The sequence below is a fragment of the Demequina sp. genome (assembly GCA_024707205.1).
GTDB lineage: Bacteria > Actinomycetota > Actinomycetes > Actinomycetales > Demequinaceae > Demequina.
The window spans coordinates 1,335,447-1,349,976 of sequence record JANQAD010000001.1; the positions used below are offsets into that span (position 1 = coordinate 1,335,447).

Below are 14,530 nucleotides of genomic sequence, written 5' to 3' on the forward strand. Positions count from 1 at the left end.
CGGTAACCAGCCACAGCGTCGGGCCGGGTTCCAGCCCGACGCTGTGGCTGGGCTAGCATCATCTGACACCCCCGCGACTGCGGGGGTTTTGTGCAAGGAGCGCATCATGACTGATTCCCTGTGGCTCACGCCCGCCGCGCTGCAGCGCCTGCGGGACGAACTCGCCGACCTCACGAGCGGTCGCGACCTCGACGACACCCAGAGGGCGCGCGTCGCCGAGCTGTCCACCCTGATCAAGGGTGCCGAGGCTTCGAGCAAGCCGGACGACGGGCTCGTGGAGCCGGGCATGCTCGTCACCGTGCGCTTCGAGGATGATGGCTCAACCACCCAGTTCCTGTTCGGCACGCGCGCGCTGCGCGAGCTCGACGAGTCGCTCGACGTTGCCGTGTACTCGCCGGAGTCGCCGCTTGGCGCCGCGATCGACGGGCTCTACGTGGGCGACACGGCCGTCATCACGGCGCCGAAGGGCGCACGCCAGCTCACCATCATCGCGGCGGTGCCGGCTTCATGACGTCACTCCACGAGCGCCTGTCCCCCGTCTTCGACGAACTGGTGCAGCGCAACCCTGGCGAGGTCGAGTTCCACCAGGCGGTGCGCGAGGTGCTCGAGAGCCTGGGACCCGTCGTCGCCAAGCACCCGCACTACGCGGACGCCGAGATCATCCGCCGCATCTGCGAGCCGGAGCGGCAGATCATCTTCCGCGTGCCGTGGGTGGACGACGCCGGCCAGGTGCAGCTCAATCGCGGGTTCCGCGTGGAGTTCAACTCGGCGCTCGGCCCGTACAAGGGCGGCCTGCGCTTTCACCCCAGCGTCTACCTGGGCATCGTCAAGTTCCTCGGGTTCGAGCAGATCTTCAAGAACTCGCTGACCGGCATGCCGATCGGCGGCGGCAAGGGCGGCGCGGACTTCGACCCCAAGGGTCGCTCGGACGCCGAGGTGATGCGGTTCTGCCAGTCCTTCATGACCGAGCTTTACCGCCACATCGGCGAATACACGGACGTGCCGGCTGGTGACATCGGCGTTGGCGGGCGTGAGCTCGGCTACCTCTTTGGCCAGTACAAGCGCATCACCAATCGCTACGAATCGGGCGTGCTCACCGGCAAGGGCCTCACGTGGGGCGGCTCGCAGGTGCGCACCGAGGCCACCGGATACGGCACCGTCTTCTTCGTCGAGGAGATGCTCAAGCGGCGGGGGAGGTCGTTCGACGGGGTGAACGCGGTGGTCTCCGGCTCCGGCAACGTGGCGATCTACGCCGCCGAGAAGGTGTACCAGCTAGGCGGGCGCGTCATCGCGATGTCCGACTCGAGCGGCTACGTGGTGGACGAGGACGGCATCGACCTGTACCTCATCAAGGACATCAAGGAGCAGCGCCGCGGCCGCATCGCCGAGTACGCGAGCGAGCGCGGCGGAGCCTCACGATTCGTGTCCGGCGGGAGCATCTGGGATGTGCCGTGCGACGTGGCGCTGCCGTGCGCCACGCAGAACGAGCTCTCGGCCGCCGACGCCGCAACGCTCATTCGCAACGGCGTCGTCGCCGTCGCCGAGGGCGCAAACATGCCCTGCACGCCCGACGCTGTGCGCGGCTTTCAGGACGCGGGCGTGGCTTTCGCTCCTGGAAAGGCGGCAAACGCAGGCGGCGTCGCGACCTCCGCGCTGGAGATGCAGCAGAACGCCTCGCGCGACTCGTGGAACTTCGCATACACGGAGGAGCGCCTGCACGTGATCATGCGTGACATCCACGAGCGCTGCGCGGAGACGGCGGACGAGTACGGCGCCCCCGGCAACTACGTGGTGGGCGCCAACATCACGGGCTTCACCAAGGTGGCCGACGCGATGCTCGCCTTTGGGGTGATCTAGCCACAGCGTCGGGCAGAGGGGCGGCCTACGCTGGAAGGGTGGCCCGGTTGCGCGACCGTGCGCACGCGGGCGAGCGCCTCGCTCCCCTCGTGGCGCCGCTGCTTGCCGGGGGCGAGGCGATCGTTCTCGGCATTCCGCGCGGCGGCGCGATCGTGGCGCGCGCACTCGCTGATGCGCTCGTGCTTCCGCTGGATCTGCTGGTGGTGCGAAAGCTCGGCGTGCCCGGGCACGAGGAGTACGGTTTCGGGGCCATCGGCGAGGACGGCGTGACCGTGCTCGACCGCGAGACCGTCGCGAGCGTCGGCCTGTCTCAGGAGGCGATCGAGGCCGTGGCGGCGCGCGAGCGGGCGGAGCTCGAGCGGCGCGTGGCCGCGTATGCCGGCGGGCGCCTGCCTCAGCCGATGGCCGGCAGGATCGCGGTGATCGTCGACGACGGCATCGCGATGGGCGGCACCATGCGGGCCGCGGTCGCCGTGTGCAGGGCGCGCGGTGCCAGCTCCGTGATCGCGGCGGTGGGGGTGGCGCCGCTTGGAGGACTTGACGTAGTGGGCGCAGACGCCGCTGTCGCTGCGCTCGAGCCTGAGCGGATGGGAGCCGTGGGCGCGTTCTACGACGACTTCGCTCAGACCTCGGATGCGGAGGTCATGAGGGCGCTTGCGCGCTAGGGGCCCGCTGTTCTAGGGACGCCGCGCGAAGCGCTCCAGGAGCTCGCCCTCTCCGGCGACGACGAGGAGGTCGTCCGGGCGCACGATCGTCTCGGCGCTCGCGTACTCGAAGGCATGGCCCGGGCTCTTCACCCCGATGACCTGCACCCCATAAGTGCCAGGCAGGTTGAGCTTGCCGAGCGTGAAGTTGTGGGTCTCGAGGGGCGCTCGCATCTTCACGATGGTGAAGCCGTCCTCGACCTCGATGTAGTCGAGCATGCGGCCGCCCACTGAGTGGGCCACGCGCACACCGAGGGCGGATTCGGGCAGGACCACGTGGTGGGCGCCGATGCGCTCAAGGATGCGCCCGTGCTCATTTGAGATGGCCTTGGCCCATATCTCGGGGACGCCGATGTCCACGAGGTTGCCGGTGATGAGCACGGAGGCCTCGAGCTCATTGCCGATGCCCACCACCGCCGTGGCGAACTCGCGGGCGCCGATCTGCTCCAGCGCGAGGGGGTCGGTGAGGTCCGCCTGGACAACGGGGATGCGCGTGGACCAGCGCTCCACGAGCCGTGCGTCCTTGTCGACCCCGAGCACCTCGACGTCCATCGTGTCGAGCGTGTCCGCGACGGCGGAGCCGAAGCGGCCGAGCCCGATCACGAGCACGCCGCGCGAGGAGGATTCGTTCTTAGCCAACGAGGGGCCTTTCTGCTGGGTAGCGGATGACGGTCCGCTGCCGGTTCAACGCTAGCGCGGCGACCACCGTGAGGGAGCCCACGCGCCCCACGTACATGAGCACGATGAGCGTGACGTCCCCAGCGGTGTTGAGGTCCGGGGTGATGCCGGTGCTCAGCCCGCAGGTCGCGAAGGCGGACACCACCTCATAGAGCGCGCGATCGAGGGCGATGCCCGTGACCGCCATGAACACGATGGTGCCGACGATGACGATGAACAGAGATACGAGCGCAACGGAGACCGCGAGCCGCAGCACTTCGGTGCCGATGCGCTTGTGGAACGCCTCGATGTCTCTTCGGCCGCGCGCCTCCGCCCAGATGGCGAGGAGCAGCACGGCAAGGGTGGTCACCCTGATGCCGCCGGCCGTACCGCCGGAGCCACCGCCGATGAACATCAGCACGTCCTCGAGCAGCCACGTCTGCTGGTGCGCGTTGCCGATGTCGATGATGGAGAAGCCGCCGGAGCGCTGGTTGATGGACTGGAAGAGGACGCTACCGATGGTCGCTCCCGTTGTCTCGTCTCCCAGGGTTCCCGGGTTGTCCCACTCGAACAGCAGCAGGAGCGACGCGGACACGACGCTCAGCACAGCGAGCATGCTGAGCGTCAGCTTGGTGTGGAGCGTCCACTTGCGGGGGGTGCGCCATGCGCGCAGCAGGTTGAAGTACACGGGGAAGCCGAGCGCGCCGAGCAGCACTCCCATCGCGATCGGCAGCAGCATCCACATGTCGGTCGCGTACGGCCCAAGCCCGGCGGGGTCCGGCGACATGCCGCAGTTGTTGAATGAGGAGATGGCGTAGAACGCCGCGTATCCGGCGGAGGTCCAGCCGCCGTACCCCAGCGTCAGGAAGCGCGGAAACAGGATCGCGCCGATGAGCAGCTCCGTCGCGGTCGAGACCACCACCACGATGCCGAGCAGCCGCTTGACGTCGCCGAGCCCGCTCGCGCGCGCCTCGCCAGCCGCGAGGATCCGCTGGGTCAGCCCGAGCCGTCGGGACACCGCGAGTCCCACGAGCGATGCGAGCGTCATGATGCCCAACCCGCCAACCTTGATCGCGGTGGCGATGATCGCGAGCCCAAGCGGCGACCAGAAGGTCGCGATGTCGACATTGGCCAGGCCGGTCACACACACCGCGCTCGTGGCGGTGAACAGCGCGTCGATGAAACTCGCCGAGTCGCCGGAGGTTGTCGCCGCGGGAAGCTTCAGCAGCGTGGTGAAGATGAGGATGACGAGCGCGAATGCGCCGAGCGCGAGCCGCGCCGGCGTCTCGATTGCGACGCGATTGACCCATTCGCCGACGGTCGTTCGCAGGGTCCGCGTGGCGGTCATCACCCTCCTCGACTCACGGTAATCGCGGCGCTCTCAAGCCCGCTGTGCGGCAGTGCCGCCGTTATCACTATCGGCAGGTGTCACAGGGTTCACAACCGTCACTTCTGCCCCTACAGTGGAGGCTCAAGACGGCCGATATCAGCGGTGAAGTCTAGCGAGGGAGCAGCAACACACATGGCGAACAGCGGCGCAAATCGCACCACGTTCCTCACGGTAGCGGAGGTGGCGGATATGGTGCGCGCTCTCGCATGACCGTGTACCGGTGGATCCACACCGGCGAGCTGCCTGCGGTGCGCTTCGGCCGCTCGTTCCGTGTTCCGCAGCAGGCCGTCGAAACTTTCATGGAGCAGGCCGAGCTTGCCGGGGGCTTCATCACCGAGGATGACGAGCACCGCTCGGGCACGGTAGGATAGTTGCTTGTCTGTCACGTCCGACGGACTGTGACTCATAAGTTTCTAGCTCCAAGGTTGGTTCCATGGGATCCGTCATCAAGAAGCGCCGCAAGCGCATGTCGAAGAAGAAGCACCGCAAGCTTCTTCGCAAGACGCGCCACCAGCGTCGCAACAAGAAGTGATCAAAGCCCGCTCCGGCGGGCTTTTTCATGCCCGACGCCACGGCGGGGTGGAGCGTGAGTTCCGGCTGTTTCGCGGTGCCGGGTGCCAGTGGAGCATGCGTTCCGGGCACGACCGGGCGCTTGGAACTCAGACTCCACTGCAATGCACTGCGGAGCCCGGGCCGGAACTGAGGCTCCACTTCGGCGCGCGGGCAGCGGCGCGGGGGCAGCGGTGAGCTAGCGGCGGAAGACCGCCTTGCGGCAGCCCCGGCCGATCGCGAGCACCACCCACACCGACCCCGTGATTGACGCCTTCACCACGCCCCGGCGCCCGCTCTTGCGGCGCTTGCGGAACTCGCGGATGGGCCAGTTGCGCTCGGCGGCGATGCGCCGCATGCGCGCGTCCGGGTTGATCGCGCCGGGCACACCAACCGCCTCGAGCATGGGCACGTCGTTGGACGAGTCCCCATACGCGTACGACTTCGCGAGGTCCAGCCCGCGTTCGGCAGCAAGCTCGCGCACCGCCTCCGCCTTGCGCGGCCCGTGCATTAGCCCGTGCTCGAGCACCCCCGTGTAGTACCCGTTGCGGGTCTCGGCAACGGTCCCCAAGCCACCAGTCGCGCCCATTCGGCGCGCGATGAGGTGCGCGATCTCCTGAGGCGTGGCGGTGACGAGCCACACCTCGTGCCCGCGCTCCAGGTGCGACTCGATGAGCGCCTTGGTGCCAGGGAAGATGCGGTGGGTCAGCACCGTGTCCCACACCTCCTCGCCGATCGCGATGATCTCGGCGGCGCTCCACCCGGCGAAGAACTTGGGCGCCTGCTGCGTCACGGTCTCCATCTGCTGCTTGGTCTCGCCGAACAGGTGGTACTTGAACTGCTCGAACGCGAAGCGGAAGATCTCGCGATTGCGCAGGTAGCCGTGCTCGCGGAGGCCGCGGGAGAGGTGGTACGCGCTCGCGCCGCGAATGATCGTGTTGTCCACGTCAAAGAACGCGGCAACGCGAGTGCCACCTTCCGCCACGGAGTTCACGCGGCCCATGGTACCCAGGGGGTTCCGCCGTATCCTGACGCCATGAGCGCCCGTGTGACGATGTACACCCGCGCCGGCTGCCATCTGTGCGACGACGCCCTCGAGGTGGTAGCCGCCGCCTGCCAAGCGTCGGGCAGTGATTATCAGCTGGTGGACGTGGACGCGACGCCGGAGCTCCGGGAGCGCTTTGGCGAGCAGGTGCCCGTGGTGACCGTGGACGGGCAGACGGTCGGCTTCTGGCGCATAGACCCGCAGGTACTGGCCCAGGCACTCGCGTAGCCGGGGGACAATAGGCGCCATGCCCTTGATTCACCTGGTGCGTCACGGTCACGTCCATAATCCGGACAAGATCCTGTACGGCCGCCTCCCGGAGTTTCGCCTGTCCGACGCTGGCGAGGCCATGGCGCGCGCCGTCGCCGAGCACTTTGTGCGGCAGGGCACCGATGTTGGCCGGGTGGTCGCGTCGCCTCTGCTCAGGGCTCAGCAGACGGCGGCGCCGATCGCCGAGGCGTACGGCCTGCCCGTGGACACCGACGAGCGGCTCATCGAGGCCGCGAATGCGTACGAGGGCGGCAAGGTCCAGTCGGGCCCCAAGGACTTCATCCACCCGCGCAACTGGTGGCTGTTGCGAAACCCTGCGCGGCCATCCTGGGGAGAGCCCTACCGCGAGCAGGAGGCGCGCATGTGGGCCGCTATCCGTGACGCCGCGGCCGCGACGCCTGACCACGACACCGTTATGGTCTCCCACCAGCTGCCCATCTGGGTGGCGCGCATGAGCTTCGAGAAGCGCCGGTTCCTGCACGACCCGCGCTCGCGTGAGTGCGGACTGGCATCGGTCACGAGTTTCGATGTCTCTCCCGATGGCGAGGTGGGCGCGATGTTCTACGCGACTCCCGCCGCGCACGTCGAGGTGCCGAAGCACGGGGGAGCCGAGTGAGACCGATAGCCCGCTGGATCATCGGCGGCGCCCTTGTCCTCGCGATTGTGCTGTGGCTCGTCGGCTGCACGCCCGGCGACGCCGTGGATTCGCCCGGCTACGTCAGCGGCGACGGCACCGTGACGATCTTCGACGACGGGACCGCGCTCACGCTCACCGGCACGTCCTTCGCCGGCGATCCCGTAGACACGAGCGACTTCAAGGGCCAGGTCGTCCTCATCAACACGTGGTACGCGACGTGCCCGCCGTGCCGCTCTGAGGCGCCGCTGCTCGTGGAGATGGACGCGCGCGACGACACCCAGGTGGTCGGCGTCAACCGCGAGGATGACGCGGCAACGGTCGCCGCCTTTGAGCGCACGTTCGGCGTGGAGTATCCGAGCATCGACGGCGGCGACGGCAAGGCGATAGCCCAGCTGCAGGGCAAGGTCTCGATCGCGGCCGTCCCCACCACGCTCGTGCTTCGCCCCGACGGCACGCTCTACGCACGGATCATCGGCGAGGCCGACCCGTCCACCCTCAAGTCCCTCATCGAGGACGCGCAGCAGTGAGCGGCACCGTCCTCACCGGCTCGCTGCTGCTCGCCATCCCCATCGCCATCCTCGCGGGCCTCGTGAGCTTCGCGTCGCCGTGCGTGGTGCCGCTCGTCCCCGGCTACCTGGGATACGTGAGCGGCATGGCCGGTGCGGACGCCAAGCGCTCGCGGCCGCGCCTCGTGCTCGGGGTGCTGCTGTTCATCGCGGGCTTCAGCGCGGTGTTCATCGCGCTCAGCGTTGTCGTCACGGCGCTCGGAGCCCAGGTGCAGGCCCAGTTGGACGTCATCACGCGCATCCTCGGCGTGGTCGTGATCCTCATGGGCCTCGCGTTCATGGGCGCCGTTCCGTTCCTCCAGGCGGAACGCCGCCTGCACGTCTCGCCTCGCGCGGGGCTGTGGGGCGCTCCCGTGCTCGGCATCGCGTTTGGGCTCGGTTGGGCGCCCTGCATCGGCCCGACGCTGTCAGCAGTTTTGGCGCTCGCCCTCACCGAAAGCTCGCAGGCCAGGGGCATTCTGTTGGCAGTTGCGTATTGCCTTGGGCTTGGGCTGCCGTTTCTCGCGCTCGCGTTCTGGATTGAGCACTCGTCGAAGGTTCTTGGCTGGCTTCGTCGCCACCGCCTTGGGCTGATGCGCTTTGGCGGGGCGATGCTCATCGTGCTCGGAGTGCTGCTGGTCACGGGGCTGTGGGGCTCGCTCACGAACCTCCTCCAGGGCTGGATCGACGGCTTCTGGACGGCCGTCTAGTGGCCCGCGTCAAGCTCGACAACTACGCGCTGCCGGAGGCGCCCCGCCTCGGCTTCCGAGGCTGGCTGCGGTGGATGTGGCGCCAGGTCACGTCGATGCGCGTTGCGCTCATCCTGCTGCTGTTCCTCGCGCTCGGCGCGATTCCCGGCTCGATCCTCCCGCAGGCCCCGCGCGAGCCCGTCAAGGCCGCCCAGTTTGTCCGCGACAACGGCTGGTGGGGGCAGTTCCTCGAAAAGGCGGGCTTCCTCGACGTCTATGGCTCTGCGTGGTTCACGGCCATCTACGTGCTCCTCTTCGCTAGCCTCATCGGTTGCATCATCCCGCGGTGCATCGCGCACTACCGCGACATGCGCGCCCCGGTGACGCCGGCGCCGAGCCGGCTGGACCGCTACGAGCCCCGCGCCTCGGGCGAGGCGACGGGCGAACCTGGCGACGCCGTCGGGCGCATCGCCAAGGAGCTGCGGCCGAACCCTTCTTTCTGGGGGACCTTCACCGGCTACCGGGTGCGCGTGGACGTGCGCGAGAAGCGGGGCCAAACCCAGACCGCGCTCGCGGCGGAGAAGGGCCACATCCGCGAGCTGGGCAACCTGGTGTTCCACGTGGCGCTCATCGGGATCCTGTGCTCGGTGGCGTATGGCGCGGCGTTCATCTATCGCGGCCAGGCGATCATCGTGGAGGGCGACACCTTCACCAACTCGGTGGTCGCGTATGACACGTTCAGCTCGGGGAGGCTGTTCAACGAGGATTCGCTCGAGCCGTTCACCCTGCGACTCGACGAGTTCCACGCGGACTTCTCGCTCTCCGGGCGGCCCGAGAGCTTCGCCGCCGACGTCACCCTCACGGAGCCCGGCCAGCAGCCGCGCCAGGAGGTGATCAAGGTCAACCACCCGCTCGGCGTGAACGGCGCGAACATCTACCTGCAGGGCAACGGATACGCGCCGGACCTGACCTTCACCGATGCGGACGGCAACGTCGCATACAGCGGGCCCGTGATCTTCATCCCCAAGGACTCCTTCTACACGTCGACGGGCGTGGTGAAGGTGCCGGACGTCACGAGCGGCGAGCAGGTGGGCATCAAGGCGACGCTCTACCCAACCGCCGTTGGCGAGGGCACGGACTGGGCGTCCATTCACCCCGACCCCACCAATCCCGTCATCGTGTTCACCGCGTATACCGGGGACCTGGGGCTTGACGACGGCGTGCCGCAGAACGTCTACAAGCTCGACGAGACGCACCTCAGCCCCGTTCGCGGGGACGACGGCCAGCAGGCGGTCATGGCGATCAAGCCCGGCGAGACGGTGGAGCTGCCCGACGGCCTGGGATCGCTGACCTGGAACGACACCCCTCGCTACGCGGCCTTCGATATCCGCGCGGACCCGTCGCTGCCGTTCCTGCTGTTCTTCGCCGTGTGCGCGCTCCTAGGGCTCTCGCTGAGCCTGTTCGGCGCGCGGCGGCGCATCTGGGTCATCGCGACCGTTGGGGAGGGCGAGGCGCCCGTTAGTCTTGTCACCGGCGCCGTACTCGCGCCCGCGCACGATGCCGCAAAGTCCGCGGCCGAACTGCGCAGGGCCATGGCGGCGGCAACGGAGGAGGAAGCATGATCGACATGCAGGCGCTCAGCGTCGCCGCCCTGTGGGGCGCCACGATCCTGTACGCCGTGGCCATGGTCGCGTATTCGATCCGCCTTGCCGCGGAGGCAGACGCGCGGGTCCAGGTGAAGCGGCTGGCGACGGTTGGAGCGGGGGCAGGGACAGCGTCGGGCGGGGAGGACCTGACCGCGGCGCAGTTGCCCCAGCGCGCCAGGAAGGCGCTCGGCATCGCGCGGTCGGCAACCCTGGTGGGCTTCGTCCTCAACGTCATCGGCGTGATCGCGAGGGGCATCGAGGCGGGCCACGTGCCGTGGTCCAACATGTACGAGTACACGATCAGCGGCTCCATGGTGGCGGTGGGGATCTTCCTTGGAGTGCAGCGCAAGCGGGACGTGACGTTCCTTGGCGCCGGCATCACGGGACTCGCGACCATCGTGATGGGCCTCGGCCTGACCGTCCTCTACGCAGAGCCGGAGTCGCTGCCGCCCGCGCTGCAGTCGATGTGGCTCATCATCCACGTGTCGATCGCGACGATCTGCTCTGGCATCTTCGGGGTCGCGTTCATCGTGACGTCGCTGCAGCTGCTCAAGGACTACCGCGACAGCGGCACCCCGCGCACGCAGTGGTCGCGCGGCCGTGCCCTCCGCTTCCTAGAGGCCGTGCCCAAGGCGGACGTGCTCGAGGCGCTCGCGTTCCGCCTCATCGCCGTCGGCTTTGTGCTGTGGACCTTCACGGTCATGGCCGGCGCCATCTGGGCCGAGCACGCCTGGGGCCGCTACTGGGGCTGGGACCCCAAGGAGGTCTGGAGCTTCGTGATCTGGGTGGTCTACGCCGCGTACCTGCACGCGCGCACCACTCAAGGCTGGGCCGGCCGCAAGAGCGCGTACCTGGCTCTCGTCGGCTTCGGCTGCCTCATCATCAACTTCACCCTGGTCAACTACGTCTTCCAGGGTCTCCACACGTATGCGCCGGGGCAGTAGGGCTTTGAAAGTAGCGCTCGTCCTCGATGACAGCATCGATAGGCCCGACGGCGTCCAACAGTGGGTGCGCGCGCTCGGGGCCTACTTGGAGCGGGTTGGGCACGAGGTGCACATCATCTGCTCGGTGTCTGAGTCTTCCGACCCCCGGGTGCATGCGATTGCGAAGAACGTCTCTGTGCGCTTCAACGGCAACGGACTCCAGACCCCGCTACCGGCTTCCAGGAAGCGGGTCCGCGAGCTGCTGATCGCCGAGGACTTCGACGTGATCCACGTGCAGACGCCGCACTCGCCCGTGCTTGCCGGCCGCGTGGTGGACGAGGCGCGGAAGCTGCGCGCGCGCTCCGTGCGGATCGCCGGAACGTTCCTGATCATGCCCACGGGCCGGGTGGCTGCGCTGGGGACCCGCGCGCTGGGGATCGCGCTTCGGAAGAACCTCCGCAAGTTCGACGCGATTCACGCCGTGTCGCCGGGTTCGCTTGAGTTCGCGCGCGAGGCCTTCCACATCGAGCCGCTGCTCATCCCGCTGGCCATCGACACGGCCGCCCTCAAGGGTGCGGTGAAGACCACCCGGCCGCCGCGCAGGGCAGGCGACAGGCTTGTCTTGGCGTTCCTTGGGCGGCTCGTGGAGCGCAAGGGCGTGCTCGAGCTGATCGACGCGCTCGCGCTGCTCGACCGCGACACGCTGGACCGGTTGGACGTGCGGATCGGCGGGCGCGGACCGCTCCTCGAGGAGGCGCAGGACGCGGTGGCGCGGCATGGGCTCGGCGAGGTGGTGAGCTTCGCCGGGTTTGTCTCCGAGGAGGACAAGCCGCAGTTCTTCGCGGACGCCGACATCGCGGTGTTCCCGTCAACCGGCGGGGAGAGTTTTGGGATCGTGCTCGTGGAGGCGATGGCGTCGGGTGCGGGAGTGGTGGTCGCCGGGGCGAACCCGGGGTACCTGTCGGTGATCGGTTCGCGGCCGGAGGTGTCCGTCGATGCGACGGACACCGCGGCCTTCGCGGCGCTGCTGACGCGGCTCGTGGGCGATGGGGCGCTGCGCGAGGAACTGCATCGTGAGCAGCAGGAGGACGTGAAGCAGTTCGATCTTGAGGTCGTTGGCGAGCGGATCGTGCGGGAGCTCTACGGGGTGGAGTGAAGCACGGCGTTCATGACGCCGAGGAACTCCCCGTCCACTGGGGCGCCGCGTTGGTCCAAAGCCGGAACCCACACTCCATCGAGACGCCGGCGCTACTCGCCCTTCCGCCGCTGCTGATCCCTCAGCCACCGCAGGTACTCGGGGTCATCATCGGGCGCGGTCGGCGCGGAGCCGCCATAGCGTCGGCCCTCCCGACGCCGGGCGACCAACCAGAAGATCCCGCCCACGAACGGCACCACCACGATGAAGACCACCCACAGCGCCTTGTGGAGACCGAACGGCTCGCGCTCGGTGCGGTTCGCGACATCCGTCACGCAGTACGAGACGAGCGCGACGTAGAGCACGAGGAGGACGAGGTACTTCATGGCCCAACTGTAGTTCTGTTGGTGCCGCGGCCACGCCTACGCTTGACCCATGAGAGTTCTCGCCTACTGGGCCGCGCGGCTCGGCATCTTCCTCGCCATCGCGGCCTTCCTGTGGTGGGTGGTCAAGTGGCAGGACCTGATCTCGCTGATCGCGGCGTTCATCCTCGGCTGGCTCGTGAGCTACCTGGTGCTTCCGGGGCTGCGACGCGACGCCGCCGCGCAGATGGACGGGTGGATGACGCGGTCGGAGAAGGGCATTCGCGAGGCGGACGCCGAGGAGGACGCCGAGATCGGCGCACTGCCCGACGCTGGCTCAGGTAAGCCCGAAGACCGGCGGCAGGACTAGCACGACAACGAGCGCCCACGCCCCATAGACGGGCAGGAGCGCCGTCTGCCAGGTCTCGAGCGAGCGCACGGCTCCCGCACGGCCGCGCTGGAGGCGCACGAGCAGCCACGCGCTCACCACCAGGTTTACCAGCAGGATCACATTCGCGCCGAGGACGACCGCCCTGTTGAAGGTCCAGCCATCCGTGATGCGGATCGCGATGTTCACGAACGCGATTGCATCGAGCGCGAAAGCCGAGCCGACGAGCGTGAGCTGGATCCAGTCGAACCAGCCGAATCGCGTGTCTGCCCCGCGTGCGGTGAGGTTGTAGAGGATGAGCCCGACCGCGACGACGAGGATGCCGTCGGTCGCGATGAGGAGCTCCCTATTGAGTTCGCCGATCTCGCCGGAGAACAGCACGACCGCGAGCAGCCCGAGGAAGGCCAGCGTGAACAGCGGCGTGAAGATTCGAGCGAGCACGGGCGCCATGTTCTCGACGATCGCCTGCTTGGCCTCGACGAGCCAGGCGGCGACGATGACGGCCGCCGCGGCGCCGCATGGAACCACCCACTGGATGAGGAACTGCTCCGTGTCGATGCCGACGAGGGTGGGGACCACCCCGATGAGGAGAAGCAGCACGTAGCTTGCGGCCTGGATGAGCACCAGGTAGATGAGGAACTCTCCCGTGAACCGCACGTAGTCCATGCGACCCTCTGTGCTTCGCCAGCGCGCGGTCGCGTACGCGAGGCCGATGATCACCCACACCGCGATGGGCACGTGCAGCGCGGTCATGGGGAGGGCGTCGCCGTTGATGTCGAGCGGGTACACGTTGGCCGCCACCGCAATGACGGCGAAGCCGGCGGCGGTGGCGAGGACGTAGTTCAGCGTCGCGCGGCGGCGCCACAGCAGGTAGGCGGCGACGGTCACGAGGCCCAGCAGCGACACATTGCGGAGGTAGAACTCAGGGTTGTCGTCGAAGGTCAGCCCGAATAGCGCGGGAACCTTGACCACCAGTGCGGCGATCAGCGCGAAGATCACCACCGGCACCCAGCCGCCGCGGTCGCCCGCCTCCCGCGGCCGCTTCGCGTCATCGTCGAGAACGAGTTGCTTCCACAGGCGCTGCGAGTTCTCGCGCGCGAACTCGCGGGCTATCTCGTGCTGGCTGCCGAGCCTCTTGACCGCGACAAGGAAGGCCTCATCGTCACTGAGCCCAGCACCCGCGAGCTCATCAACCTCGGCGCGCAGGTGATCCTCTAGCTCGTCCACCTCGACGGCGGTGACGCCGGCTCGCCTCGCCATGTGCTCGCGCCACAGTTGGATCTGCGCCTCAAGCGCGACCTGTGGCTCTGTTGCGTCGCTCATGCCGTCACGGCCCGTCTGTTCGAGCCGATCGGCACGGTCTTTCGCGACTGCACCCATGTGGTCTCGAGGGTTGCGACCACGGCACGCCACTGGGCCTGATGCTGCGCGAGGGCGGCCCTGCCTTCGTCGGTGACCTCGTAGTACTTGCGCTTGCGGCCGGAGTCCGAGTGCGCCCAGAAGGCGTGGACATGGCCCTGCCGCTCGAGGCGGTGGAGGAGCGGATAGAGCAGCCCCTCGCTCCACTCGAGCTGCCCGTCAGAGAGTTCCGTGACCCGCTTGAGGATGGCGTACCCGTAGCTCGCGCCCTCGCTCAGGATGCTGAGCACTAGAGGAGCGGCGCTTGCCGCCACGAGGTCCTTGGGGATGTCCATGCACGCCTCCTATCCCTAGAGGCAGTATGCATAGCAGTG

General features: G+C 68.2%; 18 protein-coding genes and 1 pseudogene. 13 read left to right on the plus strand and 6 right to left on the minus strand.

Going from position 1 to position 14,530, the window contains the following annotated elements; genetic code table 11:
• Window positions 1-106 precede the first annotated feature (106 nt).
• The 3 genes from NVV57_06840 to NVV57_06850 are packed head-to-tail and all read left to right on the plus strand — an operon-like array spanning window position 107 to window position 2,522.
• Window positions 107-511 carry a GreA/GreB family elongation factor gene (locus NVV57_06840; GenBank protein ID MCR6712416.1) on the plus strand — a complete coding sequence of 135 codons (405 nt, stop codon included), beginning with the start codon at window positions 107-109 and terminating at the stop codon, window positions 509-511.
• Window positions 508-1,857, plus strand: a complete 1,350-nt coding sequence (gene gdhA, locus NVV57_06845; protein MCR6712417.1) for an NADP-specific glutamate dehydrogenase — start codon at window positions 508-510, stop codon at window positions 1,855-1,857. The genes NVV57_06840 and gdhA overlap by 4 nt, the downstream gene beginning before the upstream one ends.
• 38 nt (window positions 1,858-1,895) lie before the next feature.
• Entirely contained in the window at window positions 1,896-2,522 is a 627-nt protein-coding gene (locus tag NVV57_06850; GenBank protein MCR6712418.1) for a phosphoribosyltransferase family protein, read from the plus strand.
• A gap of 12 nt (window positions 2,523-2,534) precedes the next feature.
• On the opposite strand, the gene NVV57_06855 is transcribed toward NVV57_06850, so the two are convergent.
• The gene (locus NVV57_06855) at window positions 2,535-3,200 is read right to left on the minus strand and encodes a TrkA family potassium uptake protein (GenBank protein MCR6712419.1); all 666 of its coding nucleotides are present in this window, start codon (window positions 3,198-3,200) and stop codon (window positions 2,535-2,537) included.
• Window positions 3,193-4,566, minus strand: a complete 1,374-nt coding sequence (locus tag NVV57_06860; GenBank protein ID MCR6712420.1) for a TrkH family potassium uptake protein — start codon at window positions 4,564-4,566, stop codon at window positions 3,193-3,195. Before NVV57_06860 ends, NVV57_06855 begins: the two co-directional genes overlap by 8 nt.
• 174 nt (window positions 4,567-4,740) lie before the next feature.
• Here NVV57_06860 and NVV57_06865 point away from each other — a divergent pair.
• A pseudogene (locus NVV57_06865) lies at window positions 4,741-4,979 on the plus strand (helix-turn-helix domain-containing protein).
• Between the two features lie 62 nt (window positions 4,980-5,041).
• Window positions 5,042-5,140, plus strand: coding sequence for an AURKAIP1/COX24 domain-containing protein (locus NVV57_06870; protein MCR6712421.1), 99 nt, complete (start codon window positions 5,042-5,044; stop codon window positions 5,138-5,140).
• 216 nt (window positions 5,141-5,356) lie between these two features.
• Here NVV57_06870 and NVV57_06875 read toward each other — a convergent pair whose 3' ends face one another.
• Window positions 5,357-6,151: an HAD-IB family hydrolase gene (locus NVV57_06875; GenBank protein ID MCR6712422.1), complete on the minus strand. Its 795-nt coding sequence runs from the start codon at window positions 6,149-6,151 to the stop codon at window positions 5,357-5,359.
• 42 nt (window positions 6,152-6,193) lie between these two features.
• On the opposite strand from NVV57_06875, the gene NVV57_06880 reads away from it, so the two are divergent.
• From NVV57_06880 to NVV57_06910, 7 genes are read left to right on the plus strand one after another with little or no spacing between them, the layout of a single operon-like run.
• A complete protein-coding gene (locus NVV57_06880; GenBank protein MCR6712423.1) occupies window positions 6,194-6,430 on the plus strand; it encodes a glutaredoxin family protein in 237 nt (78 codons plus the stop codon).
• A gap of 19 nt (window positions 6,431-6,449) precedes the next feature.
• A complete protein-coding gene (locus NVV57_06885) occupies window positions 6,450-7,088 on the plus strand; it encodes a histidine phosphatase family protein (GenBank protein ID MCR6712424.1) in 639 nt (212 codons plus the stop codon).
• Window positions 7,085-7,636 carry a TlpA family protein disulfide reductase gene (locus NVV57_06890; protein ID MCR6712425.1) on the plus strand — a complete coding sequence of 184 codons (552 nt, stop codon included), beginning with the start codon at window positions 7,085-7,087 and terminating at the stop codon, window positions 7,634-7,636. The genes NVV57_06885 and NVV57_06890 overlap by 4 nt, the downstream gene beginning before the upstream one ends.
• Complete coding sequence (locus NVV57_06895) at window positions 7,633-8,364, plus strand: cytochrome c biogenesis protein CcdA (protein MCR6712426.1); 732 nt, start codon at window positions 7,633-7,635, stop codon at window positions 8,362-8,364. Before NVV57_06890 ends, NVV57_06895 begins: the two co-directional genes overlap by 4 nt.
• Entirely contained in the window at window positions 8,364-9,965 is a 1,602-nt protein-coding gene (locus tag NVV57_06900) for a cytochrome c biogenesis protein ResB (protein MCR6712427.1), read from the plus strand. Before NVV57_06895 ends, NVV57_06900 begins: the two co-directional genes overlap by 1 nt.
• A complete protein-coding gene (ccsB, locus tag NVV57_06905; protein ID MCR6712428.1) occupies window positions 9,962-10,933 on the plus strand; it encodes a c-type cytochrome biogenesis protein CcsB in 972 nt (323 codons plus the stop codon). Before NVV57_06900 ends, ccsB begins: the two co-directional genes overlap by 4 nt.
• Before the next feature lie 4 nt (window positions 10,934-10,937).
• Window positions 10,938-12,068: a glycosyltransferase family 4 protein gene (locus NVV57_06910; GenBank protein ID MCR6712429.1), complete on the plus strand. Its 1,131-nt coding sequence runs from the start codon at window positions 10,938-10,940 to the stop codon at window positions 12,066-12,068.
• A 92-nt stretch (window positions 12,069-12,160) separates the two neighbouring features.
• Here NVV57_06910 and NVV57_06915 read toward each other — a convergent pair whose 3' ends face one another.
• Entirely contained in the window at window positions 12,161-12,433 is a 273-nt protein-coding gene (locus NVV57_06915; protein MCR6712430.1) for a PLDc N-terminal domain-containing protein, read from the minus strand.
• A 49-nt stretch (window positions 12,434-12,482) separates the two neighbouring features.
• On the opposite strand from NVV57_06915, the gene NVV57_06920 reads away from it, so the two are divergent.
• Window positions 12,483-12,779, plus strand: a complete 297-nt coding sequence (locus NVV57_06920) for a DUF4229 domain-containing protein (protein MCR6712431.1) — start codon at window positions 12,483-12,485, stop codon at window positions 12,777-12,779.
• Here NVV57_06920 and NVV57_06925 read toward each other — a convergent pair.
• Both NVV57_06925 and NVV57_06930 read right to left on the minus strand, forming a co-directional pair.
• Complete coding sequence (locus NVV57_06925) at window positions 12,747-14,120, minus strand: permease prefix domain 1-containing protein (protein ID MCR6712432.1); 1,374 nt, start codon at window positions 14,118-14,120, stop codon at window positions 12,747-12,749. The two genes, NVV57_06920 and NVV57_06925, sit on opposite strands and share 33 nt — an antisense overlap.
• Window positions 14,117-14,491, minus strand: a complete 375-nt coding sequence (locus NVV57_06930; GenBank protein MCR6712433.1) for a PadR family transcriptional regulator — start codon at window positions 14,489-14,491, stop codon at window positions 14,117-14,119. The genes NVV57_06925 and NVV57_06930 overlap by 4 nt, the downstream gene beginning before the upstream one ends.
• Between the last annotated feature and the right edge of the window lie 39 nt (window positions 14,492-14,530).